The organism is Ferruginibacter sp. SUN106, from assembly GCF_050611765.1.
GTDB lineage: Bacteria > Bacteroidota > Bacteroidia > Chitinophagales > Chitinophagaceae > Ferruginibacter.
Genome location: NZ_JBODJC010000006.1, coordinates 301,856 through 323,723 on the forward strand (window position 1 = coordinate 301,856; position 21,868 = coordinate 323,723).

Sequence of the window (21,868 nt, forward strand, 5' to 3'; positions counted from 1 at the left end):
CCATAATCAAAATGCAGCAGTAATTGCTGCATTTTTTTATTGCGTAATTTTTTAAACGTCATGGTGTTTTTTTATGATTGGCTGCAATTACTATGAGGCAAACAATCAGCAATGCGCTGAATTCAATTCCACCTGTTTGCGAGCCTACTACAAACCACCCGTTGCCGGCATGTATTAAAATGATCCCGAAAATATGCTGTAGTATAAACCAGAGGCAGATGATGCGTACCAAATGGCCGGATGCTAAAATAAGTCCTGCTAAAATTTCAAGTATCGTTACAGTCCATGCAATGAATACTCCGGCTGGCAAGCCTTTTATATCTAAGAGCTCGCCAAATTCATTAACTGTACCCAATGATAAGCGGGCAATGCCATGCGATACCATGATCAATCCAATGGCAACTCTTAAAAGTGTTTTGGTGTGCGGTGCACTGATAAATGGAAATCTGTTCACGTGACAAATATTGGTCACCTGAAATTAATAAAAATATTTTACAATTTATTTTGCAAACTGCTCCAGCCGCCGCCATTAAATACTTTAGTAAAACCACTTGTTATTAGTATGCTCTTTGCCGAAGCACTTCTCATGCCCGATGCACAACAGGTAATGATGGGCTGCTCTTTATTTTTTAATTTAGAAAGGTTACTGAGCAACTGGTCAACAGGAATATTTACCGATCCCTTAATATGCCCGCTTTCAAACTCGCCTTTACTGCGTACATCAAGTATAACTGCGCCTTCTTTTACTAATTGAGCATAATCTGTTTTACTGCCTATGCCAAATAAATTCTTAATTGTGTTTATCATTATCGTCTGGTTTTATTTTTTTATTGGTAAACATGCTGAAAATTAATCCCCCCATCAAGGCACCGTAAAGCGTTACATGCACAGGTTTTGATGTGATGATGCAGGTGCCCGATGAACAACCGGTGTTGCGCCAGTATACATAACCAGCTACTGCTCCAATTGTAATTCCAATAATGGTTAAGAGGTGTTTTTGTATAAAGGCAAACATGCTTTTAATTTTCAGCAATCAAAGCTTCAGGTATTTTGTTATTAAAAACTGACAAGCCATTATACATTACTTCCCAGGTTACAGGCAATGCCTTTTTCAGCATCTGGCTAACACCGCAATATTTTTCCTGCGAAAGCGTAACTGCTTCAAGCGCTGCATCTTCAAAAACCTTATCACCTTTAAATTCATAAACTACATGTATGGCGATGTATTGTATCGGTTGTTGTTTGCTCAGTTCTCCTGTTACCTTAATGTTCAGATCCTGTACTTCTTTTTGTGCTTTACGCAGTATGGCAACAATATCCATTCCTGTGCAACCAGAAAGTGCAGTAAGTACAAAAGGTTTTGGAATAGGTCCGTTATCTTCTCCGCCCACTCTTTCCGGAGCATCCATAATAACAGTATGGCCGTTCACCAATGCATTAAACTGCATTTTACCCATCCATTGTGTTTCAATTTCGTGTTGTGCCATTGTTAAGAATTTTTTGTTTTACAAGTATTGATGCCGAGTATAGTGTATAGCGGGCAAAAACTGATTAAGCTTGTTAATACAAATACACCGGCAATAATCAGCAATACAATACCCAAAGTGCCTGTTATAACATTGGTGAAATACAATACTGCAACTACAGCTGCAATTAACAGCCTTATGATCCTGTCGTATGAACCCATGTTTTTTTTCATTGTAATTTATTTTATGTTTAAAATAGGTAACAATAAAAGATGTAAGCCGGATATGGCATAAAGTACAGCAGCAGATAAGCCACTTTTACCTCTTTGATTGTAACACAAAACTACAATGCGAAAACTGCCCGTTATGTGACTTTAGTCACATTTGACGTTGACCTGACTCAGCAAACAGCTTTTAAAAATAGCAGGTGATTTCCGGTAATTTCAATGTTGCGGTGTAGGGGAGGGCAATAAACGCTTTTTTAACTGGGGGTGTAATGATACTGAGAGGGTGGTGTACAGGTAACTTAAATTGTAAGACGGCGATTGTGATTTGATCGCATTGGGGAATTCACAACCATCCATAATAGCTATACCTGTATCAGACAAAGAAAAGTTAGAGATGTCAACGCTTTTAAAACAGTAATCGTCTACTTCCCTGATAGCCCAGTCGTATTCAGACGAGTCGATTGCTTTGCTGTTCAGTTCCTCTTTTTCTTCTGTCTTGTATAGGGTCAATGCTTTTTGTTTATCTTTCAATACCATTTTTGTGAAATCAGCAATGTTGTTTTTGCTGATGATATCTTCTATCGTAATTGCCTTACCTGTCCTGGTATCAAAATTAAAATAAGTGTTCCATGATGAGCAATGGGCACCACAGCCTTCCTGGAAAATATTCAGGGAGAGTATATTATTTTTATTAAAAGTTACTTCATAAGATAAATTGATGAGCCCGTTTGCAGCCATATCTTTTAAACCCTGGCGGGTACTAACGGTGCTGTCTTCCGTTTCTTTTTCTACAATGGCAGTTTTTATGAAAGCATTAATTAATTTACCTGCAGTATTTTTGGTACTCACTACAGGATAAATAAGTGTGGCCTCTGTTGTGTTGTAGTGTTTTTTGTCAGGCAAACATTTTATTTCTTTAATGGTAACAGATTGTGCCACTGCCCGCTGGAAATGTAATGAGATAAGCAACAGCATAACAATAAACCAGCAGTGTATTCTCATAATAGTTTTTAAAAAGTAAAATAGTTATGCGGTATTAATTTACAGCGCTAAAGATAAACAGATTTATCTGTGCGTAAAATTACGGTGCAGGTAAAAACAGAAAGCAGATTTCAAATAAATCCTTAACAATTGTTAGCAGGTCTTTCTTATATTTGGTTTTATTTAATAAAACCCCCATTTTATGAACAATCAAATCGTTCCCGGAGCACAGGATACTATCTCTCTGAAAGAGGCAGAAGCCATTACTACCAACTGGCGTGCTTACATTCAGAATTACGAACCTGCAGACAAGTACATCAGGGCTTTTAACATTCCGATGGTTGACATTACCGAGCTGGCAGAATTTTACAAGTGCACTTCGGTAAGGGCCTATCTTGCAATGGAAATACCCGGCGATATTTCAACACTTAAGATCATACTGGTACCGGTTGATCCTTTAGGTAATGATATATTGAGTATTCCGGGAACTGATGATGGTGCTGTTGCTACCGAGCAAAGTACTATTTATGATCTTACCAGCCCATGCCCGCAGATATGTGATATTAACAGTCCGCTGTTTCAGAGTTAAGCTTTTGATTATTATTCAATAAAGCGTGCTGTTATACAACAGCCGCTTTTATTGTTTTCATAAAAATGTATGTTTAGTAAAGTATTCGTCTCGGTAATTGTGCCGCTCACCATTTTATTACCCATTGGCACCGGCGTAGTTTACTATAGCAAATTAAAGCTGTATGCAAAAATTATATTCTGGTACCTGGTCATCTCTGCTGTAGTGAATACAATAGGTACCATTTTAGGCAGGGGCTACCATATCAATAATTTGCCTCTCATACATTTGTTTACGCTTATCGAAATGCTGTTGCTTTTCTACTTTTACAGAACAATACTGGATATTGAAAAGAAAAATAAATGGTTTAATATTTTAGTGGGCGCTTTTGTATTGGCAAATTTCGCCAACATGCTTTTTTTTCAAAGTATTTTCCAATACAATAGTTATACCCGTACCATTGAAGCTTTTATCTGCATCCTGCTTTCCTTAAACTATTTTGCCAAGCTTGCAGCAACAGAAACAAAAGTAATAGCACAGCCCGGATTTTTTTTTAACGCAGGCATTTTTCTTTATTTTTCCGGGGCATTTATGCTGTTTATATTTTCTAATTTGCTGATCACAAAATTAAACACAGCGAATTTTCTGATACTCTGGAATATTCATGCGGTGTTATTTTTTATTATGTACATTTTCTTTACCATTGGCTTTGTATTATGCAGAAAGTAACGGACAATATTTTTTTACTGGTACTGTTTGCAATGACAGGTACATTTATTCTTGCTGCTGCATTTATTTTCTTCTTTCTCAAATACCAGCGCAGGGTAGCTTTGCAAAAAGAAGCCATGCAAAAAGCAGAAGTGGCCTACAGCGAACAATTGCTGAATGCAACACTGATATCGCAGGAAGATGAACGCAAGCGTATTGGCCGTGATCTGCATGATGATGTAGGCGCCTCCTTATCCAATCTTAAAATGATCATGGCACAAACGGTTACTGTTGCAGAGGGAAAACCGGAATACAAACCTTTGATCGATAAAATAATTACAACAGTGCGTACTATTTCTCACAGCCTTTCACCACCGGGGTTGGAACTTTTTGGATTAGAGTATACCTTACATGAATTATTTGATGGCTTTGCAGCAGGTGGCGTAATTGCCATAGATTTTCAAAATAACCTGGGCAAAGAATTAGATACATTAAACGATCAAACAGCATTGGCCATATTCAGGGTAATGCAGGAGTTGTTATCCAATACCGTAAAACATGCAGGCGCAAAAAATATCAGCATTAAAACTTTTGCAGCAGATAATGCGTCGGTAATTACTTACCATGATGATGGTAAAGGCATGGATAACGGCGCAGATAAAAAAAATGGTATGGGCATGCAGAATATTATGGCCCGGCTAAAAATGATACAGGCAAGCGGGGAAATAACAACAGCTGAGGGAAAAGGGTTTCTTATAAAAATTACAATACCACAACAAGCAATAGTTACTGTATGAACGAAATATTGATTTCACTGGTAGATGATCAGCAATTGTTCAGAAGCGGCTTAGCAGGCTTAATACGCTCTGTACCGGGGTTTACTTTATTCTCAGAAGCAGAAAACGGGAAAGTTTTTATCGACCAGTTAGCAAATAGTAACCAATTGCCCGACATTGCTTTAATTGACATGCACATGCCCGAAATGAATGGCGTGGAACTGAATGATATCCTGCAAAAAAAATACCCCGCCATAAAAGTATTGGTATTATCGGTGTACGACCAGGAAAGATTTATCGGAAAAATGATTGAAGCAGGCGCCAGTGGCTACCTTACTAAAAATTGTGAGATAGAAGAATTGGTTACTGCCATAAATACAGCACACAAAACGGGTTTTTATTTTAACCCTGCTACACTTAAAGCCATGCATAAAGCATTGCAGTTCCGTTCAGGCGATATCCGCAGCCTCAATAATATTTCTATTGAACTTACTACAAGGGAAAAAGAAGTGTTATCGTTGTTATGCAAAGAATTTACCAATACAGAAATTGCAGAAAAATTATTCATCAGCCCCCGTACAGTTGAGGGGCATCGCAATAACCTGCTCTTAAAAAGCGGCAGCCGCAATACCGCCGGCCTGGTAATATTTGCTATTAAGAACGGCCTCTTCGAAATTGGTTTTTAATAACCACGCTACCCCGTATAACTACGTGGTTGTAAAAACGTGATAACTACGCTGTTTTTTTAACTCACAATACTTTCTCTTTGTTTCTCAACGAGGTATATCTAAGGCCTGCTTCGTTGAGACGAGATCGCTGATCAGTATTTGAACGTACTAACGATTTCCTTTAAACCGTACTCAAAAGTTTCCCGCCTGTATTGTAACAGGTACAGGCTTTCAGTGGTTTTTTAAAAACACGAAGCCGCCCCATTCCTGGGGCGGTTTCTTAATGTATAATTTTGTAAACGGAAACAAACGGGTGTTCACAACCTTTTGTTTACAGATACAATAAATATTTTTTACGCATGGTTTTGTACTGTGATAGTTTTGGCTCCCAGGAATTTTGAATTTCTTTTACCGATTTGCCTGCAACGATCTGTTTTTTAAATTCAGCATCACCAGACAGGCCATCAATATTGCCTATCTGGCTGCTCTGTGAACGATCGAAAAACTTATCCTTGTAGGGGTAAGCTTTATACAATTCCATCATCCATTGCAGGTTGATTCTTTTGCTCTTTCTTAATTCGTTTACATCATATTTTCTCAGGTCGATACCATAGCAGGCTTCGTTCATGTGCAGGGGTGTTTCGCTCATGCCTGCAAGGCTTACAGGTGTAAAAGAAAAACTGTATTTATCTTTTAATGCCGGTGCGCCTAATACCGTAAACGGAAAATAGGTGCCACGGCCAAGATTAAGTATGGTGCCTTCAAACAAACAGGTGGAAGGATAGAGCAGTATACTTTGCGGTGTATTTAAATTGGGAGAAGGTTTTACAGGAAGTGTATAAGGCATATCATGTGTATAATTAGCTACAGGAATAATTTTGATCCTGCATTTCATTTTATTCAATAACCAGCCTTCGCCATTAAGCATTTGTGCAAATTCTCCAATGGTCATGCCATGTGCAATAGGGATGGGAAACCTGCCAATGCCCGATGTATAGCGCATGTCAAGCACAGGGCCATCTACCAGGTAGCCATTGGGGTTAGGACGATCTAATACCAGTAATAATTTATTGTTTTCTGCGCAGGCATCCATTACTTCTTTCAACACATTGATATAAGTATAAAATCTGCAACCCACATCCTGGATATCAAATATCATGATGTCAACATCTGCAAGATCTTCTGCGGAGGGTTTGTGTTTGGCCCCGTATAAAGAAATTATTTTTATGCCGGTGGCAGAATCTTTTTCGTCACGTACATTGGCGCCATTGCTGGCATTGCCTCTAAAGCCATGCTCAGGCCCGAAAACTTTTACAATATTGATGCCTCTTTTAAGCAGGCTGTCTACCAGGTGTTTTTTGCCAATAATGGTGGTGGGGTTGGCAAGAATGGCCACCCGTTTATTTTTCAAATCCCCAATATATTTTTCAGTTTGATCAGCACCGGTAATAATATTTTTTGAAGCCGCTTTTTGTGCTGCCCCACTAAAATGTAAACAGGTGCCTGTTAAAAACAACAATGCATAAAATAGTCTCATAGATAATAAATGTTTTTTGCCTGGCAGCATCCGTATAAAAGCACAAATGGATGAATTGCCTGATTGAAGTTAGGCATTAAAAATGAAAATTTTTGTATAAGCAGGCGATCAAAAAAATAACAGTACTTTATAGGTGTACAAAGGAAATTCTGTTTTGCATAATGTAAAAATGCTGTACCTTAAACCCGGAATAAAAAGTGTAGTTATCACAATTATTTTTCTATGGCCCTGAAAAGATTATTGCTCCTGTTGATGGTGGTATTGATTTCACCCGTTGTTTTTTCACAAAATAATATCAATGGTGTTTGGGAAGGTAAATTCCTGGCTGCCAATACCGACCTGGGCGAACCAAGGCTGGTAGTGGAAATTTATAATTTAAAAGATTCTGTATTTACCGGCATTACGCACCTTTATTACGAAGGCAATAAATACGAGCATTATAAAATGGTAGGCAGTTACAATAAGAAAAATGGCGTACTCATGTTTTTAGAAGCTTCTACCATTGCAGTAGACCTGGGTATTTATTCCAATTGCCTTGGCACTTATACCACCGTATTACGAAAGGATGGCGATAAAATGTTCCAGTTTGGTTATTGGGTATCAACTATAAAAAATTGTTCACCTACTACAAATGTCTGGTTACAAAAAAGAGAAGAAATAATCAATAAAATTCCGGAAGAAAATAAAAAAACTGAAGTAGTTAAAAAAACTGCAGTAACAGATAAACCTGTAGCTAAACCTTTAAAAGAAAAGACTGGTACACCGGCAATTGCCATTCCTTCGGAAGTACCTGTTGTAAAAACTGCGCCGCCAATAAAAACAGCACCAGTAGTAATGCCGGCAAAAATTGCACAGCGTGAAACTGATGTACAATCACTTTTAGAAATTGCACCTGCTGATAAAGATTCTATTAAGGTAGACGTGTATGATAACGGGGAAATTGACGGTGATTCTGTTTCGGTATATGAAGAGCATATGGTACGGGTCAATAAAAAAATGATCACCGCAAAGCCCATTACTTTCTATATAAGTCTTGATAAAAATGTAAACCCTATTGCGCATTTGCGACTGGTGGCAGAAAGCCTGGGTTCTATTCCTCCATGCACTGCACTGATGGTGATCACCACTAAATCCAAAAGATACGAAGTTCGGTTATCCAGTAACTTTAGTAAAAATGCTACAGTGGAATTCTTTTTAAAGGAGTAATCCGGTTTGCCGTATGATTTTATAATTTCAGTATTTTTTTTACTACAGCAAATAAGGGCTTTACGTACAGGTGAGTGGTTGCAAATGCTGTTACAAACCATCCGGTAATTAAAAGTGTAGGTTCCGGTGTTTTTTGTGTTATATGCCCTGCATCACGGGCAACAATTTCTGTTACAATAAATTTGGGCTGCACAGATAAAAAGCAACAGGCGATGCCTGCCGTTAAAAGCAGCAACGGAATAAACGGATGCCGGTACCACCAGTTAAATAGCTTCGGTATCAGCCGAATGGGCATACCAATTAAAAAACTAACTGCAATGGTGCCACTGATTAAAAGGAAAGGCAATACCAGTAAATATATGATCTCATTAATAAGTTCAACTTCTGTATAACGAGGTGGGCCGAACCACAGATACAAAAACGACAATACAAGCAGGGCCAGAAAAAGGCGGGTAAGCAGGGAAGTTGATGTATTGTCTTTTTCCAAAATAAAATTAAATTATGATGGTGTAGCTGTTTGTCTCCGGGCAATGGCAGTAATGCTTTTAATAAGGAGCATGCAAAGGATTATCCAGCTGGCAGCTTGCAGTAAATAATAAGCTATTGCTTTTGTAAAACTGATAAATGTAAAATGATCGTTGGTTACAGCAGCCTTGTTTATTATTGATGCTATAAGCAGCATTAAAACCATTACAATAACCAGGTTGATCCGGAAAAGTTTTACGGATATCATAACCTTTAAATACTGCAATACAACAAGCAGTGCTGCAGGTAATAAAAGAAATAATACAGCGCCTGTAATTATTTTTATTGGGTTGATTGTAATGGAAATATCATGTGCCCAGAATGCCTCGGATTCAATTACATAACGTAATGCATATAATATGCAAATGATGCAGGCAAGAATATAAGCAATAACTAATTGTAAAATTCGATTTTTCATCCTGGTGTAATACTTGGTATGCTATTTCACTTCATTATCTTTAATATATGGGCCACCGGTTTCACCCCATCCCCACACGGGCATCGGTTCGCTGGTATGCATTGGGTTTTCTGATAATTGAGAATTAATTATAGCGAGCCTGGTACCCCATTCGATATAACCAACAAAAGCAGAACGGAATTCAGGATCACTTTTTAAACCCACTTCATCTGCCGTTTGCAATAGCAGTTGCACCCAACGTTGCCGCTTTTCTTCGGTGAGCATTTTACCAATATGTTTGCCAATCATGTTGGCATGACTACCGCCGTCTTTTGTGCTATATAATTTCTCTCCACCAAATACTTCTGCAACAAAATGTGCTACATGGTGCACATGATCCGGCGACATAGTTTTAAAGACAAGACCTAAAAGATCGTCTTGTAAAACTTTGTCATAAAACTTTGAAAATAAATTTTCGAAAGTTTCCATATCGCCTGCCCATTGATAAAGCGTTGGAATATTTTTCATGGTATAAATTTACAACTATCCGATTGTACCAGATGTTCTGAAAATAATTTTGAAACAGATTACCTGGATAATTCCTTTTTCAGGTCCCATAATTCACTATAAGGAGCCCTGTTTTTACTTTCCCAGTATTTTTTTGCTTTGATGCGGTTGTTAATCGCTTTTATAGTAGCGGTTTTGTATTTTATAAAGATGGGTTGTATTAATGCCCTTGTAGGAAAATCGGTGGGGTCGTAATACATCCAGGTATTAAGCAGGATAGGGAAGTCTCCCGGCTGGCAGGATTTGGCTAATGATTTAAAAGATTTTGTCATCAACGCTTTGTTATCTTCACCATCAACACTTTCTTCATTTTTTACATACTCTTTAAATATTTTAGTGATCACCTGCCTTGGTGTTGCAGTTTTTTTTACTACTTGTGATGATGCAGCAATAAAAGTACAGAGTAACAATACAGTGAAAATATTTTTCATTTTTTTATACATTTAATATACGAGTACGGAATTTATCCGCAAATGATATGCTTGGATAAATAAGTGCCGGCAAGCATTTTTTGTACTACTTCAAAATCTATTTTACCGGGTTTGGTAAAACGGATACAGCCTTTGCCAATGCTTACACCTTTTAATTCCGGTTTGTATTGCTCCATCACATCCTGTTTAAGAATATAGAGTGCGATATTGTTTTTCTGGCTGGCAAATGAAACTTCGGTAACATTATTTTTTTCATAGCACGGCATGCCATAACGCATTATTTCTTTATAACCTTTTAATTCTTTAAGGCAAAGGTTTCTGATTGCAGTAAGGGCAGGCAGTCTCTCTGCAGGAACTTCCTGTAAGTACAGGTCTACGGTTGTTGCTTTACTTTGCATTTGCTGTATATAAATACAAGTTAAAAATTAAAAGTCAATCGGCACAGCAGATTCATAGCTCAAAACTAAATTAATAAGGATATTTTTCCTTCCGGTTATATTCCAAAAATAAGCCAAAATAATCTTTTGTGATCCTGGCAAATTGCACATCCACGGTGTACCAGGGATGATGATATACAAACTGCATACCTGTTGTTTTCAATTGGCTTCTGATTGGTGAATCAGAAAAAATAGTATCAATGCCACTGGTGCTTGTATCACGGGTACTACCCCTGAGCAACTGCAGTACACCATTATAAGCAGCTTCGGCATCTGCGGGCGATGTATAGTAATACCTTAGTTTAAGGATCAGGTCCCGGGTGTAGTCATCACTTTTCTTTCTTGTTGTACTTAATACACCACTATATCCCCAGGTTAATTCCACTTCAAGTGAATCAGGATTTATTTTCACCACACCATTATCGGTACTCAATCCCAAATAGGCTTCACCAAAAATATCAATAGAATTAGTAGTTGCGGTATCGGTGGAATGAAATCTTTTTTCGGACCTGAGTTGCTCCAGCATTAGTTTCCTGGAAGCATCTAAAGGCAGACCTAAAAATATCCGCCTTACCATTGCAGAACTTTGAGCCATTGAGGGTAGCGACAAACCAAGGATCAATAATAAACTGAAGACTTTTTTCATGAGAGTGATATTATGCAAGGCATTTTATCGTGCTACTCAGTTATGGCTTCAAGAAACATAAAAAAGCTGCTTTTGCATGTAGCTTTCTTTATAGTTAATGCCCGGGCATTAACCATTCCTGTTTTTTTGTTTTTAAGTCATACTTAAAAATCCCTTTTCGCATTCCAATGTAAACGATATCATTTTGTACAATCAGCGAAGTAGGGTAGAGGTACCTATGCCAGAAAGCATCAGCCACTACCGGATGGATAGCAGCAGTAACTGTAGCACTGTATAATCCTTTTGCTGTAACAATAATAAAATCTTTTTTCGAGTCAATGTCAATAGCTTCAGGCTCAGCATCAAATTTTAAGAACTCTTTCACTTTCCATTTACCATTGTCTTTATTAATACTGATCATTCTTCCGGCTGATATGCCAAGGTGTGAAAGCCCTTCAATAGCGTAGATCTTATTATCCTGCTTAATGAATTGATTTACCTGGTCTGTTGAAATTTCATACCGGTTGCCTCCGTCATTGGAAAACCAATATAAGTTTCCTCCCCATTCGCCCCTGCGAAAACCAATGAGATAACCATCGTCAACTTTAATAACAGTATACTCCTGTGAGAATTTGTACTGCTCTTTTTTTGAAGCCATAATTTTAAAAGGTAGTGATTCTGCAGGCTTAACACGGGTATTTACCGCAGCAATTGTATTATCAACAGATACAACTGTCCAGTCTGTATCATGTTGTAAGATGTAATTGCTCAGCGTATCTTTATTAGCAGGAACCGGGTAACTTTTCCATTCTTTAACAGAAGTTGTCACCTGCTGACAAAAGCCATTGCATGTTGATATCACAAATGCTACTGTTAAGATCGGTCGCATAAATGTATAAGTTTATAATTCCGGTTGATAGAGTAAAGCCTGTTTGTGTACCGTATAAAGTTTTATTGTATGCAATGTACACAGTTAACTGAAATTATTTTATGCCAGCGAGGCCGGGCATTTCAAATTCTGTGGGAAGAACTTCTTGTGTTTTGCTTAACACGATGAGATTTTTTTTCTCCAGTTCTAAAAGCTCCCAGATAATTAAATGGTCTAAGTTATAAGGAATAGTACCAGTATATTGGTCAGCAACAAAATATATAAATGCTTCGATGGTTTGTTTTCCGTCAGCAGCCATAAAAAGATCCCGTTTCCAGCCATTAAGGGTGATCATATCCAGGTTTTTAGGATCTGTTACCAACAAGCTTTCATTATCTACGATAGCCCATTCAGTATGCCTGTGGAAATAAAAACTCTTTTTATGAAAAGTATTTAAAATCCTGAAATCGGGGTATTTACTTTTCTTTTTAAATAAGTTGAACATGGTAAAAATAATGTTAGCTTTTTCTTGTTGAATTAACAGTAGCACAAAAATTATTTACAAATTCTTTTGTGTAAACACCTGAAGGATCAAGGTCTGGGTCCAGTATGGTGATCTGTAAACCAGTTGCTTTTGCATCAGATAAAAGTAAATAGAGTATTTCGTTAAACTCTTTGTAGGTTAATCCATCCGGTTGGCGGCTATCTACGGCAGGCATAATATTATCATTCAAAACATCAAGGTCAATATGAATCCAGAAACCGTCTAAATTTTTTATTGAAACCATTTGCAGAAAATCAGCAATGCATTTTTTTATGCCTTGCTGCCTGAGTTTATTAAGGTCTGTGTAATTGATATTGGAATCGGTTATCGCTTTTACATACCAATCTTCATACTCCCTGTTACCAACACACCAAACATGTTCCTCTTTAAAATAAGGTTTCTGTTGTAGAATATCAGTGAGTTTATCATGGCCATAACCGGTAACAATTGCCAGGTCCATTCCTGCAGCGCCGCCTGTTTGTGATAAAGCAGGCCACATAAAATCGGTATGTCCGTCAAGAAAAAATAAAGCAAAGGCTCCTGTGTTTTTTAATGCTACCGAATTACCTATTAAAATACTGCAGTCTCCTCCAATTACAATGGGAAATTTATTTTCAGAAAGAATTTTTTCTACAATCTGAGATTGGTCCTTTGCATATTGTACAATCTGGTCTGCATTTCTTACACCGGAAATTTCATCAAGCCTCATGCTATACGCTGGTGGGGTAAGGCTGAGAACGCTACCAGGGTTTAGCGATGCATGAAAATGATGCCGCTGTAAAAATGCAGGTAATTTTTTTACACCCGGCTCTCGTCCGGCAGCAGGTTCTTTTAAGCCAAGGTTAGAAGGAAACTCAATGATACAAATACTCTTTGTCATATAATTATACAGTTGAGAAATTATGCTAAATGTATAATTAAAATCCGATGTGCAGCATTACTGCTCCGTGATCTTTGGCCACTTTGAGGTAGTACAAAACTTACACCCTGAGCAAACCACGGAATGCCCTTGCAGCATAATAAGATTCTGCACCATTGTGGTATAAAAAAACAGTGTCGTAGCGGCGATCGCAAAACACGGCACCACCGAGTTTTCTTATTGGGGCAGGTGTTAGTATCCAGCTCGATGTTTTAGTATCGAAATTTCCCAATTGCTGTAATGCCCGGTATTGCTCTTCTGTTAAAAGTTCAATACCCATGTCGGCAGCCATTTCAACTGCGCTGTTTTCTGGTTTATGTTCTTTACGGGATTCCAATGCTTTATGGTCGTAACAAATACTCCTGCGGCCTTTCGGGCTTTCTGCCGAGCAATCATAAAAAATATATTCTCCTGATTTTTTATCCTGGCCAATAACATCCGGTTCTCCGCCGGTTATTTCCATTTCATTAAGCGACCATAACTTTTCTGTATTGGCTTCCAGCTTTGTCTGTATTGCAGCCCATTCAAGGCCGCTATGCCGATTCATGTTTTTTTCAAAACGGGTTTTCAATACGCTGAGTAATTCTTTTTGTTGCTGGGTTGATAATTTCTTTTTATTGCTTTTCATATTTTTATATTAAAGATTGTTAAACCTGTTTTTGAATATAAACTGAAATTGCACTTTTCATAATAACGTATATTCTTTTAAAGCATCTTCCCAAATAAATTCCCTGTTGTTCAATATGGTTTTCTTTACAAGGGCTGCCAGACGGGATTGATCAGGTAGTTCTGCTTTGATCATTTTTTTAAAAGTCAGTGAATCATCTCCGTTCATCGGTATTGCCCGGTCGCTTAATTCGCAGCATCCATATCCATCGAAAGAAATTCTTTTTAACCGAACAAGATCTTCTTTGTAATTATCAAAATCTATAAAAACAGCACCTTCCAGGTAACCCAGGCAATAATCTGCCGGCCGGGTATCCGGCATTGTTGTTACAAAAAATTCTACACCATCACCCATATTCTTCTCCATTATGTGGTTGAAATTTATTTTACTAATCATTCAACCCTTTTCCATCAAGAATATCCTGCATACATTTTTCAACTCTCAACTCCCTGGTTTTAGATTGTTTGGGTTGAGAAAAATAAAAAATATAGGCCCTTTGCCGCCCGGGTGTTAAGGCATTGAAAGCAGTTTTCAGAGTAGGTTGTTTATTTAATTTATTCTGAAATTCTTCGGGAATGATAAAATCCGCAGTCTTTTTAAGTTTCACTTTCAACCCGGCTTTTTCTACTTCAATAGCTTCGTAAATATAAGCGGTCAAAGTTTTTTTCAGCTTAGCTATTTCCTTAGTATTGGTAAACCGGGTCTGCCGTGCAGACTGTACATTTTCTGTTTGTTGAATAAGGATACTCTTTGGGTCATGTAACAAAGCGCCTTTAAAAAATAAGTATGCACAATATTCTTTAAACACATGTATCAAAACAATGTTGGTTTTGTTTAGTGTATAACAAGGGCAGCCCCATTTCAATTCTTCTGTCAGTCCGCAATCAAGAGCGATCGTTCTCAGTTGCCTGATCTCTTCCTGCCATTTGCTGGCTTTACTAAAATAAAAATCAACTTTAGGATTCATGTTGTTCATACAGTAAAATTAACTGAAATTATTTTTCTATCAGCCGGCCTTAAATACCAGGATACAACTGTGAGGATAATTAATAATATTGGGCCAAAAAATTCTTTGGCTGCATCACCGCAGCCAAGGTGCGAAAGCACAGCACCCGACATTGCAAAAAAGAAACCTGCATAAGCCCATTCTTTTAATAAAGGAAATTTTGGAAGAAGTATTGCAATAACACCCAGTATTTTCCAAACACCAAGCATGGGGAGTAAATAGCCGGGATAACCCAAATGTGTAAACATAGTTACTTCTTCTTTCTGTTTTAATAACTGTACTATTCCGGTGGATAGCATACCTAAAGCCAGCCAGCCGGTAGCGATCCAATAGATGATCTTTTGTTTCTTTGTCATGGCGTATTTTTTAATTGACTAACAAAATCCTGCAACCGGTTATGTGCCATATTTAAACCTTGTGCAAAAGGCAATTGCAGCATCTGGTCTCTCAATGCAACTGATTTGTAAACTATCTGCATGGTGAGTTTGCTGGTGTCGTCGGTAAGTTTTTCAAATACTAAAAATTCAAGCTGCACTGCAAAAGGCGTATTCTCCATTTCAAATGTCCTCGTGATCTTCTGGTTACTAACAAACTCTGCCATAACGCCGTTGGCTTTAAATACCACATTGCCCTTAGCATCACTGGTTTCAAATTGATAACTGCCGTGCTTTTTATTTTCCAGCTGCAGCACTTTTGTTCCCATCCATTGCTCAACAATTTCCGGCTCTGTATAAGCTTTAAATAATAATTCCAGGGGCAGGTCAAATTCCCTGGTGATCAGTAATTCCTGTTTGCCATCTTCGGCATGTATTTTTGTTTTCACTTCCATATTATTTGTGTTTATATTTTTTCATGATACTTTCTAATTTGTTGAACCGGTCATCCCACATCTGGCGGAAGGGTTCAATAAAGTCGGCAACGGCTTTCATTTTTTTTGCATTAAGGTGATAGGAAATTTCCCTGCCGTCTTGCTCCTGTTTAAGTAATTCGCATTCGGTGAGTATTTGCAGGTGTTTGGAAACGGTGGGCCTTGCCGTATCAAAATTGGCAGCTATGGCGCCTGCTGTCATGGATTGCGAAGCCACCAATAATAATATGGCCCTCCTGGTAGGATCGGCAATGGCCTGGAATACATCTCGTCTTAAATTCATTATGTAGCTATTTGGCTACAAATATATGTGTAGTTATTTGACTACGCAAATTTTTTTGAAAATTTTTTAAAAAAGATGGTTATGTGTAAGGTTAGAACGGAGGATTGTTGTGGAAAACAGCAGTGTATTTACCGGTAGGGCATTCAATGGATGTTTTGCAAAGTATTTGCAGATAGCTTTTTAGCGATCATCGTCCGGCAACTTCAATTTGCCAATCGGTGCTAAAATCTTTGTTCAGCAACAGGTTCAGGTCTATATATTTTTCCGAGCCTTTTACAATGAAATGCAAATCTGCCTGCCCGGCCGTGCCTTCAGCATTTGTCATCATAGATATACCTCCGAAAGGCACAAGAAAAACACCGTTAACGGTTCCGGTTTTACTTTTTATTGCCGGGTTAGTTTTTATAAAATTAACAGCCTTGTCAAAGGCAGTTGTTTGTTGTATGGCAAAAAATAAAATACTTTTTGTAATGATGATAAAAACGGAAAGGCCAATACCTATTTTTTCAATGAGTACTTTTTTCTTCTGCAGCCTCTTCTCTCTAATTCTGTCACGCAGAATAAAAATTATGGCAAACCAAAATAATACCCAACCGATTGTTTTGCTTTCCCAAAAAAAATAAAGTCCGGCAAGTCTGCACAGGTAGCCGTAAAATAAAAATGCTAAAGTCGCAAGTATTAGTTTTCTTGTTATGCCGGATAATGAATTAAAGTGTTTCAATTGTGTTTTTTAGTTGAGTGCTTAAAACCGTTACCAGTAAAGTCTGGGTTACGTTATTTGAATAATGAAGTTAACAGAAGATTTTTAAGTTTTGTATTAATTGTTTCAGCAATGATGTTTATTTATTTCTCCTCTTCATTCTTAGCAGCAATATCCTTTCCATCCAAATCTGCCCTTCCTGCCATTCCTCCAAAGAAATTTGAAAGGCCATACTTTTTTCTAACCTTCTCTGCAAAGAAAATGCCCAGTACTATTCCGCTGCCTGCAATAATTATTGCAAGGGCAAAATTTGATACATCTTTTAAATACAGCAGGTAAGCAACAAAAGATAATATTCCGGCAGGTACAATAAACAGCCATAACCAGTATACCGTATGTATAAAAAACATAAATACTTTCATCTTCAGATACTTTAAATAAAAATAGTTCCCCGTAATTAAGATATTAAATATCCGGCAAACTTACAGTTGGCATTAATGACATGCTGTTACGCTTTATTCCCCGTTTTGTTTTGTAAATATTGCCGGAAAGAAAAGTATAAAGAAACCAGGTAGCATATTACGAACAGCATTGCAGGGATGATGAATGCTTTGTAATTAAATAATTCAAGTGGCACAGCAGTTAACCGATTTATGATTGGCGATGCTAATAATAAAAAACATACAATATCCAGTAAAAGTATGTAAAAGGACCTGGGTTTATTTAGCGTAATGAAATTTATTATTATGCCCGCTATAGCTAATAAAGCAAAAAGCTGGTCCGTATCCCCGGGTTGTAACAAAGTAACTAAAAGCCATACGCAAAAAGGTATCCCGATCATTTGTCCATTAAGAATGATCAGCAGGTACGAAATGATAGCCAGTAACCGGTATGTTCTTTGTTGTTTCAATTTAACTTTTGACTGATAATTACCTTAACGTTTTAAACATGCGCTGCATGGGAAATTGCTGTACGAAAACCCGATACATTTGTAGTTTGTATTAATATCCGTTATACGGTAATAAATTAAACTGGTAATAAATTAATTTTCTTTCCTTATCAAAGCATTTTGTAAGAATGATTTGCAGATCGCCTTTTTTCAAAGGCCTGTATTGCCCGTACACGAAATGATTTCTTAATACACCCATACTTTCTGCATGGGCTGTTTCGATTGGTTTGAAATTTTTTGTTGCTTGTTGTTTCAGGCTCAGAAACTGTTGTTCATCATTAAGTACACTGCAATGAATGATTACTTTGCCGGTTTGTTTTTTCGCCAGTAATGAATCCTTGCCAAAATGTACAATAACAGTACTATCTCCCAAACGATCAGTTAAAAATACTTTGCCATTGAAGTCTTTCCCATTTTTCAGTATTTCAAATGCATGCCGCACAGAATTGGCGTTATATGCCTGGCTTAAAATTTTAAGGTCAAGGTTTTGAGTAAATGCCTCTGCCGTAAATTGTAACGTAATAAAAAGTAGCAGCGTTTTTTTCATTGTAAAAATTTTGATACAGAAAAATTATACCTTGCATCAGCCCGGTATTGTTTTGTAAATCTCTAAAAACAAATCTAAAGGTTCATGTTGGTGGCAGCCTTAGTCAACGTACAATAAAAGTTTGAGATAATTCCAAATCTTCAAGGTTTGAATTTGGGTTATCATTTAAAGCCTTATTAATAACATTAAATTCTGTACTTCTTCCCCCAATTTTGAATACAGTATCTCTGTCTGGATTATTAGCAAAATATTCTGTAGTTACATTCCATATTATTTGATAAGCTTTTGTTTCGCTATATTTTTTCTCAATTTGTTTTTTCTCGTCAACATATTCGACATACGTGTCTAACCATTTTGCTGTCGGAAGCCATTGCCTTACAAATGCAATTGGTAAGAATAGCAATATTTCAACAGCTGATGTATATTCAATTCCATTGTTTGTAAGATAGTTCAAGAACTTTTCGTCAGTGCTCACATCACCACTATGTTTGAGCAAAGAAATGGCTTGTTTAACTACTTGGTCAAAGTCGTGGGGTAACTCAGGTTTGATGTCTGGAGTTTTAGAAGAAAAGAGTGATTTTATACTTGTCCACATAAAGGATTGGAGTGTTGCATTAAGGTCGCCACTAACGTGCAGGGCATTTTAAAGATTGAAAAATTTTACTCCGGATTCATATACCAATGGGCTGCAGTTCATTTTTATTTTTTTTAAGTATAATACTCTGTCGATATCTGTAAGTTTGTCTTTAAGTGTATTCAAAAAATCAAGATTGATAGTTACGAAATCTCCGAAACAGCCACATTGAAAGTCAATTTCAGTCGAATCGAAAATTTGTTTTTCAAATATTTGTTTGGCACTTTTTGGATTTAATTCACAAAGAGCCTTAAACGCAAAATGTTTTACAACAGGTCCGCTTTGTTGGCAAAGCACTATAAGCTCCGGTTCAGAGAGGTTTTGTTTAAATAAAGCTGTTGGATTGATAACAGGGATTTTAGCTCCCGAATAACCGGCTACGCCGCAATAATTGAATCCATCCTTACTTGAAAGATCGTTTAATACAAATTGAATACCATGGTTGTTGAGTTTATCTGAATAAGTAGTATCGAAAAATTTAAAATAAGCCCCTGGCAGATTTGTTGATTTTTGTGATGATTTCAAAAACACGATGTATGTTGTCATCAGGAAAACTGATGAACATAACAATAATAATATGGTGTTTCTGTGTGAATGCATTGGCTTTACTACAACGGGCCGGGCTTTGTGCAGGTGTGATATTTTATAACCCCCAGGCCGGAACCGCTGCCAATTAAAAATATAAAGTTGAAGTTAATAATAAAAAGCCAAATGGATATTCTTCTGCCGGAATTAAAGTACAACGATGCAAACAGCCGAAGTTTCAACGTCCGGCCCCGGTTACAGCAATACCAATCCTATGTTTACAAGTCAATTAATTTTTGTCATGTTCATAAATGTAATGTGCATATGTCACGATATTTTCCTTTCGTTTTCTTACTGAGTTGTAATATTCTTGATAATAGATTTCAATATTATCACCTGTTGTTTTTAATCGACTTATTTCTGATTCTCCTGGTGCTATCATTGTAGTAAAATTAATGATAGTGTCATTTTTTGCAATAATCTGTAAATTAAAATCTCTATCGTCAATTCTGTCAATTCTATAAAATCTTCCTTTAATGAGCCTGGAGCTTTTTTTCGCATTTTCTATTTTTACATTAATTTCATCTGAAGTGGGTGTTTGATCAGAATCATTTTTGTTTTGATCAGTACATGAAATAAACGTCATTAAAAGTAGGGTTATAAATATTTCTCTTTTTTTCATGAAATGCTATTTTAATTGCAGTAAACCCTATGTTGGTAGCCGTTTTTTTTGTCCACTTATGCGTTTACTAATTGTTGAAACGAAAAGTCTGGATTACGCATTATTATTTCGTTTTTACAAGATTCGTCTTGTGCTTCTGTTGCATAAACAAACATTTTTTGTTCATAGTCGTCAATAGCACTTTCTATAGTTTCAAATTTCCCGTTCGTAAGATTGTCTGATAAAATTAGAGTGTCCATAAGTCCAATGTTTACGCCTTGTCCTGCAAATGGTGGCATTAAATGAGCGGTGTCGCCAATTAAAGTTATTGGTAAAGGACGATTACTTTTCCAGCTTTTGTCTAATGGAAATTTTCTTATAGGCAACCCAACAAAAAAAGTTGTTGAACGAATGAGTTGTTTGAATGCTTCGCTCCAATTTGAAAACCTATGTAAAAGAAATTCAGTAACACTGTCAATATTCTGAAAGTCTAAACCTTTGCCGTTGTTCCACTCTTTGGGTTTTTCAAAAATGATACCGTAAGATAACGCACCATTGTTGAATGGATTTGCAACTAATAAATTCCCTTGGTATGCAGTCATAAGTCTGTTGCTGTTGCACAACTGGAAAAATTCAGGGCAGTTGGTTTCAGGTTGATGAATATCGCCTTGAATAATAAAAGTGCCTGTTTCTTCTACCTCACTGTCGGAAACAAATTTTCTTGATTTTGATGTTCCGCCATTGGCTATGATAACAAAATCTGCGGTAGAACCTGGTTTGTTCTCAAAGTTCAAAATCCATTTTCCGTTTTGTTCTTCAAGTCCTGTGAGTTTTCTATCCCAAATAACTGTGTCACTTTTCAAACTGTCAAGCAACATTTTTCTTAAAGCATTCCTGTTTATTTCAGGATTGTCAAACTGGTTTTCGGGTGTTGGATTTCTCGTAGATAAAATATTGCCGTGTTCGTCTGCAAAATTTATTCCCATAGGTAACGCCAGGTCATAATAAGTTTGTAACAAACCTGCTTTTTTCATTGCCTCTTGTCCCGAACTTTTGTGAAGGTCAAGTGTCCCTCCCCAAATTCTTGCTTGTGGGTCGAAGTCTCTTTCGTAAACGGTTATGTCTATATTGTTTTGTTGTAACAATTTTGCCATTGTCAACCCAACAGGTCCGCCACCAATAATGGCAATTTTTTTATTGCTTAGTAAATTCATATTTCGTCTGTCTGTTAATATTTGTAGGGAGCCAGGTAAAATGGCACACAACGGGCAGGGCTTTATGCAGGTCGGGAATTATTCCGAATGCTTTCGGCACGTCTGCCCACAACCGCTGCTGATTGAAAATATACTGTTGAAGTTATGTACAAAAGCTGATAGTTATTCGTCTGCTGAAACTGAAGCTGGGATTTGCAATTAGCTGATGTTTCATTGTCGGGCCCAACTTGCATAAAACCCCATCCTATGTTTACAATTCAATAAATTTATAGTGCAATAAAAAAATCAATTTCGAAAGAACAAAAGGCGGAATAAGATGGTAAAACCCAATTGGCATAAAGCCATTCTAACATGATTATCCCCG

Annotated in this window: 35 protein-coding genes; 6 read left to right on the forward strand and 29 right to left on the reverse strand. The window is 37.1% G+C overall.

Features of this window, described 5'->3' with window-relative positions:
- Positions 1–58: 58 nt before the first annotated feature.
- From ACQ334_RS23555 to ACQ334_RS23580, 6 genes are all read right to left on the reverse strand, one after another.
- Positions 59–454: a DoxX family protein gene (locus ACQ334_RS23555; protein ID WP_430990743.1), complete on the reverse strand. Its 396-nt coding sequence runs from the start codon at positions 452–454 to the stop codon at positions 59–61.
- A 38-nt stretch (positions 455–492) separates the two neighbouring features.
- Positions 493–807, reverse strand: a complete 315-nt coding sequence (locus tag ACQ334_RS23560) for a rhodanese-like domain-containing protein (protein ID WP_430990744.1) — start codon at positions 805–807, stop codon at positions 493–495.
- Complete coding sequence (locus ACQ334_RS23565; protein ID WP_430990745.1) at positions 791–1,015, reverse strand: DUF6132 family protein; 225 nt, start codon at positions 1,013–1,015, stop codon at positions 791–793. The genes ACQ334_RS23560 and ACQ334_RS23565 overlap by 17 nt, the downstream gene beginning before the upstream one ends.
- Before the next feature lie 4 nt (positions 1,016–1,019).
- Positions 1,020–1,487, reverse strand: a complete 468-nt coding sequence (locus ACQ334_RS23570; protein WP_430990746.1) for an OsmC family protein — start codon at positions 1,485–1,487, stop codon at positions 1,020–1,022.
- 2 nt (positions 1,488–1,489) lie between these two features.
- Entirely contained in the window at positions 1,490–1,699 is a 210-nt protein-coding gene (locus tag ACQ334_RS23575) for a YgaP family membrane protein (protein WP_430990747.1), read from the reverse strand.
- 210 nt (positions 1,700–1,909) lie between these two features.
- The gene (locus ACQ334_RS23580; RefSeq protein ID WP_430990748.1) at positions 1,910–2,695 is read right to left on the reverse strand and encodes a hypothetical protein; all 786 of its coding nucleotides are present in this window, start codon (positions 2,693–2,695) and stop codon (positions 1,910–1,912) included.
- Positions 2,696–2,876: 181 nt separating this feature from the next.
- Between ACQ334_RS23580 and ACQ334_RS23585 the strand changes: the two genes are divergently transcribed.
- From ACQ334_RS23585 to ACQ334_RS23600, 4 genes are all read left to right on the forward strand, one after another.
- Positions 2,877–3,263, forward strand: a complete 387-nt coding sequence (locus tag ACQ334_RS23585) for a hypothetical protein (RefSeq protein ID WP_430990749.1) — start codon at positions 2,877–2,879, stop codon at positions 3,261–3,263.
- A gap of 69 nt (positions 3,264–3,332) precedes the next feature.
- On the forward strand, positions 3,333–3,971 hold the full coding sequence (locus ACQ334_RS23590; RefSeq protein WP_430990750.1) for a hypothetical protein: 639 nt from the start codon (positions 3,333–3,335) through the stop codon (positions 3,969–3,971).
- Positions 3,959–4,747 carry a sensor histidine kinase gene (locus tag ACQ334_RS23595; RefSeq protein WP_430990751.1) on the forward strand — a complete coding sequence of 263 codons (789 nt, stop codon included), beginning with the start codon at positions 3,959–3,961 and terminating at the stop codon, positions 4,745–4,747. The genes ACQ334_RS23590 and ACQ334_RS23595 overlap by 13 nt, the downstream gene beginning before the upstream one ends.
- Positions 4,744–5,412, forward strand: a complete 669-nt coding sequence (locus tag ACQ334_RS23600) for a response regulator (RefSeq protein ID WP_430990752.1) — start codon at positions 4,744–4,746, stop codon at positions 5,410–5,412. Before ACQ334_RS23595 ends, ACQ334_RS23600 begins: the two co-directional genes overlap by 4 nt.
- Before the next feature lie 313 nt (positions 5,413–5,725).
- On the opposite strand, the gene ACQ334_RS23605 is transcribed toward ACQ334_RS23600, so the two are convergent.
- A complete protein-coding gene (locus ACQ334_RS23605; protein ID WP_430990753.1) occupies positions 5,726–6,931 on the reverse strand; it encodes an exo-beta-N-acetylmuramidase NamZ family protein in 1,206 nt (401 codons plus the stop codon).
- A gap of 222 nt (positions 6,932–7,153) precedes the next feature.
- On the opposite strand from ACQ334_RS23605, the gene ACQ334_RS23610 reads away from it, so the two are divergent.
- Positions 7,154–8,137, forward strand: a complete 984-nt coding sequence (locus ACQ334_RS23610) for a hypothetical protein (protein WP_430990754.1) — start codon at positions 7,154–7,156, stop codon at positions 8,135–8,137.
- A gap of 19 nt (positions 8,138–8,156) precedes the next feature.
- Here ACQ334_RS23610 and ACQ334_RS23615 read toward each other — a convergent pair whose 3' ends face one another.
- The 17 genes from ACQ334_RS23615 to ACQ334_RS23695 form a co-directional block, all read right to left on the reverse strand.
- Entirely contained in the window at positions 8,157–8,483 is a 327-nt protein-coding gene (locus tag ACQ334_RS23615; protein WP_430990755.1) for a hypothetical protein, read from the reverse strand.
- Between the two features lie 153 nt (positions 8,484–8,636).
- Complete coding sequence (locus tag ACQ334_RS23620) at positions 8,637–9,080, reverse strand: hypothetical protein (protein WP_430990756.1); 444 nt, start codon at positions 9,078–9,080, stop codon at positions 8,637–8,639.
- 21 nt (positions 9,081–9,101) lie between these two features.
- Positions 9,102–9,587, reverse strand: a complete 486-nt coding sequence (locus ACQ334_RS23625) for a group II truncated hemoglobin (protein ID WP_430990757.1) — start codon at positions 9,585–9,587, stop codon at positions 9,102–9,104.
- A 59-nt stretch (positions 9,588–9,646) separates the two neighbouring features.
- Positions 9,647–10,057 (reverse strand): hypothetical protein, encoded by a 411-nt coding sequence (locus ACQ334_RS23630; protein WP_430990758.1) that lies wholly within the window; start codon positions 10,055–10,057, stop codon positions 9,647–9,649.
- 32 nt (positions 10,058–10,089) lie between these two features.
- Complete coding sequence (locus ACQ334_RS23635; RefSeq protein ID WP_430990759.1) at positions 10,090–10,455, reverse strand: iron chaperone; 366 nt, start codon at positions 10,453–10,455, stop codon at positions 10,090–10,092.
- Positions 10,456–10,525: 70 nt separating this feature from the next.
- Entirely contained in the window at positions 10,526–11,140 is a 615-nt protein-coding gene (locus ACQ334_RS23640; RefSeq protein ID WP_430990760.1) for a hypothetical protein, read from the reverse strand.
- Between the two features lie 94 nt (positions 11,141–11,234).
- Positions 11,235–12,008 carry a hypothetical protein gene (locus ACQ334_RS23645; protein WP_430990761.1) on the reverse strand — a complete coding sequence of 258 codons (774 nt, stop codon included), beginning with the start codon at positions 12,006–12,008 and terminating at the stop codon, positions 11,235–11,237.
- A 94-nt stretch (positions 12,009–12,102) separates the two neighbouring features.
- A complete protein-coding gene (locus tag ACQ334_RS23650; protein ID WP_430990762.1) occupies positions 12,103–12,492 on the reverse strand; it encodes a hypothetical protein in 390 nt (129 codons plus the stop codon).
- Positions 12,493–12,505: 13 nt separating this feature from the next.
- Positions 12,506–13,411, reverse strand: coding sequence for an arginase family protein (locus ACQ334_RS23655; protein WP_430990763.1), 906 nt, complete (start codon positions 13,409–13,411; stop codon positions 12,506–12,508).
- Positions 13,412–13,511: 100 nt separating this feature from the next.
- A complete protein-coding gene (locus ACQ334_RS23660; protein ID WP_430990764.1) occupies positions 13,512–14,078 on the reverse strand; it encodes a DUF4256 domain-containing protein in 567 nt (188 codons plus the stop codon).
- Between the two features lie 57 nt (positions 14,079–14,135).
- Positions 14,136–14,483 (reverse strand): hypothetical protein, encoded by a 348-nt coding sequence (locus tag ACQ334_RS23665; RefSeq protein WP_430990765.1) that lies wholly within the window; start codon positions 14,481–14,483, stop codon positions 14,136–14,138.
- 22 nt (positions 14,484–14,505) lie between these two features.
- Positions 14,506–15,093, reverse strand: coding sequence for a YdeI/OmpD-associated family protein (locus tag ACQ334_RS23670; protein WP_430990766.1), 588 nt, complete (start codon positions 15,091–15,093; stop codon positions 14,506–14,508).
- Complete coding sequence (locus ACQ334_RS23675; protein WP_430990767.1) at positions 15,090–15,479, reverse strand: DoxX family protein; 390 nt, start codon at positions 15,477–15,479, stop codon at positions 15,090–15,092. The genes ACQ334_RS23670 and ACQ334_RS23675 overlap by 4 nt, the downstream gene beginning before the upstream one ends.
- A complete protein-coding gene (locus ACQ334_RS23680) occupies positions 15,476–15,952 on the reverse strand; it encodes an SRPBCC domain-containing protein (protein ID WP_430990768.1) in 477 nt (158 codons plus the stop codon). Before ACQ334_RS23680 ends, ACQ334_RS23675 begins: the two co-directional genes overlap by 4 nt.
- Position 15,953: 1 nt before the next feature.
- Positions 15,954–16,274, reverse strand: coding sequence for an ArsR/SmtB family transcription factor (locus ACQ334_RS23685; protein ID WP_430990769.1), 321 nt, complete (start codon positions 16,272–16,274; stop codon positions 15,954–15,956).
- 187 nt (positions 16,275–16,461) lie between these two features.
- A complete protein-coding gene (locus ACQ334_RS23690) occupies positions 16,462–16,995 on the reverse strand; it encodes a hypothetical protein (protein WP_430990770.1) in 534 nt (177 codons plus the stop codon).
- A 122-nt stretch (positions 16,996–17,117) separates the two neighbouring features.
- Entirely contained in the window at positions 17,118–17,396 is a 279-nt protein-coding gene (locus tag ACQ334_RS23695; RefSeq protein WP_430990771.1) for a hypothetical protein, read from the reverse strand.
- Positions 17,397–17,705: 309 nt separating this feature from the next.
- Here ACQ334_RS23695 and ACQ334_RS23700 point away from each other — a divergent pair, with 309 nt between their 5' ends.
- Positions 17,706–17,900: a hypothetical protein gene (locus ACQ334_RS23700; protein ID WP_430990772.1), complete on the forward strand. Its 195-nt coding sequence runs from the start codon at positions 17,706–17,708 to the stop codon at positions 17,898–17,900.
- Positions 17,901–17,975: 75 nt separating this feature from the next.
- Here ACQ334_RS23700 and ACQ334_RS23705 read toward each other — a convergent pair whose 3' ends face one another.
- The 5 genes from ACQ334_RS23705 to ACQ334_RS23725 all read right to left on the reverse strand — a co-directional run bounded on the left by ACQ334_RS23705 (position 17,976) and on the right by ACQ334_RS23725 (position 21,504).
- Complete coding sequence (locus tag ACQ334_RS23705; RefSeq protein WP_430990773.1) at positions 17,976–18,470, reverse strand: hypothetical protein; 495 nt, start codon at positions 18,468–18,470, stop codon at positions 17,976–17,978.
- Between the two features lie 103 nt (positions 18,471–18,573).
- Entirely contained in the window at positions 18,574–19,065 is a 492-nt protein-coding gene (locus tag ACQ334_RS23710) for a hypothetical protein (protein ID WP_430990774.1), read from the reverse strand.
- 48 nt (positions 19,066–19,113) lie between these two features.
- A complete protein-coding gene (locus ACQ334_RS23715) occupies positions 19,114–19,650 on the reverse strand; it encodes a hypothetical protein (protein WP_430990775.1) in 537 nt (178 codons plus the stop codon).
- A gap of 268 nt (positions 19,651–19,918) precedes the next feature.
- A complete protein-coding gene (locus ACQ334_RS23720) occupies positions 19,919–20,311 on the reverse strand; it encodes a hypothetical protein (protein ID WP_430990776.1) in 393 nt (130 codons plus the stop codon).
- Between the two features lie 56 nt (positions 20,312–20,367).
- On the reverse strand, positions 20,368–21,504 hold the full coding sequence (locus ACQ334_RS23725; RefSeq protein ID WP_430990777.1) for an FAD-dependent oxidoreductase: 1,137 nt from the start codon (positions 21,502–21,504) through the stop codon (positions 20,368–20,370).
- Positions 21,505–21,868: the final 364 nt, after the last annotated feature.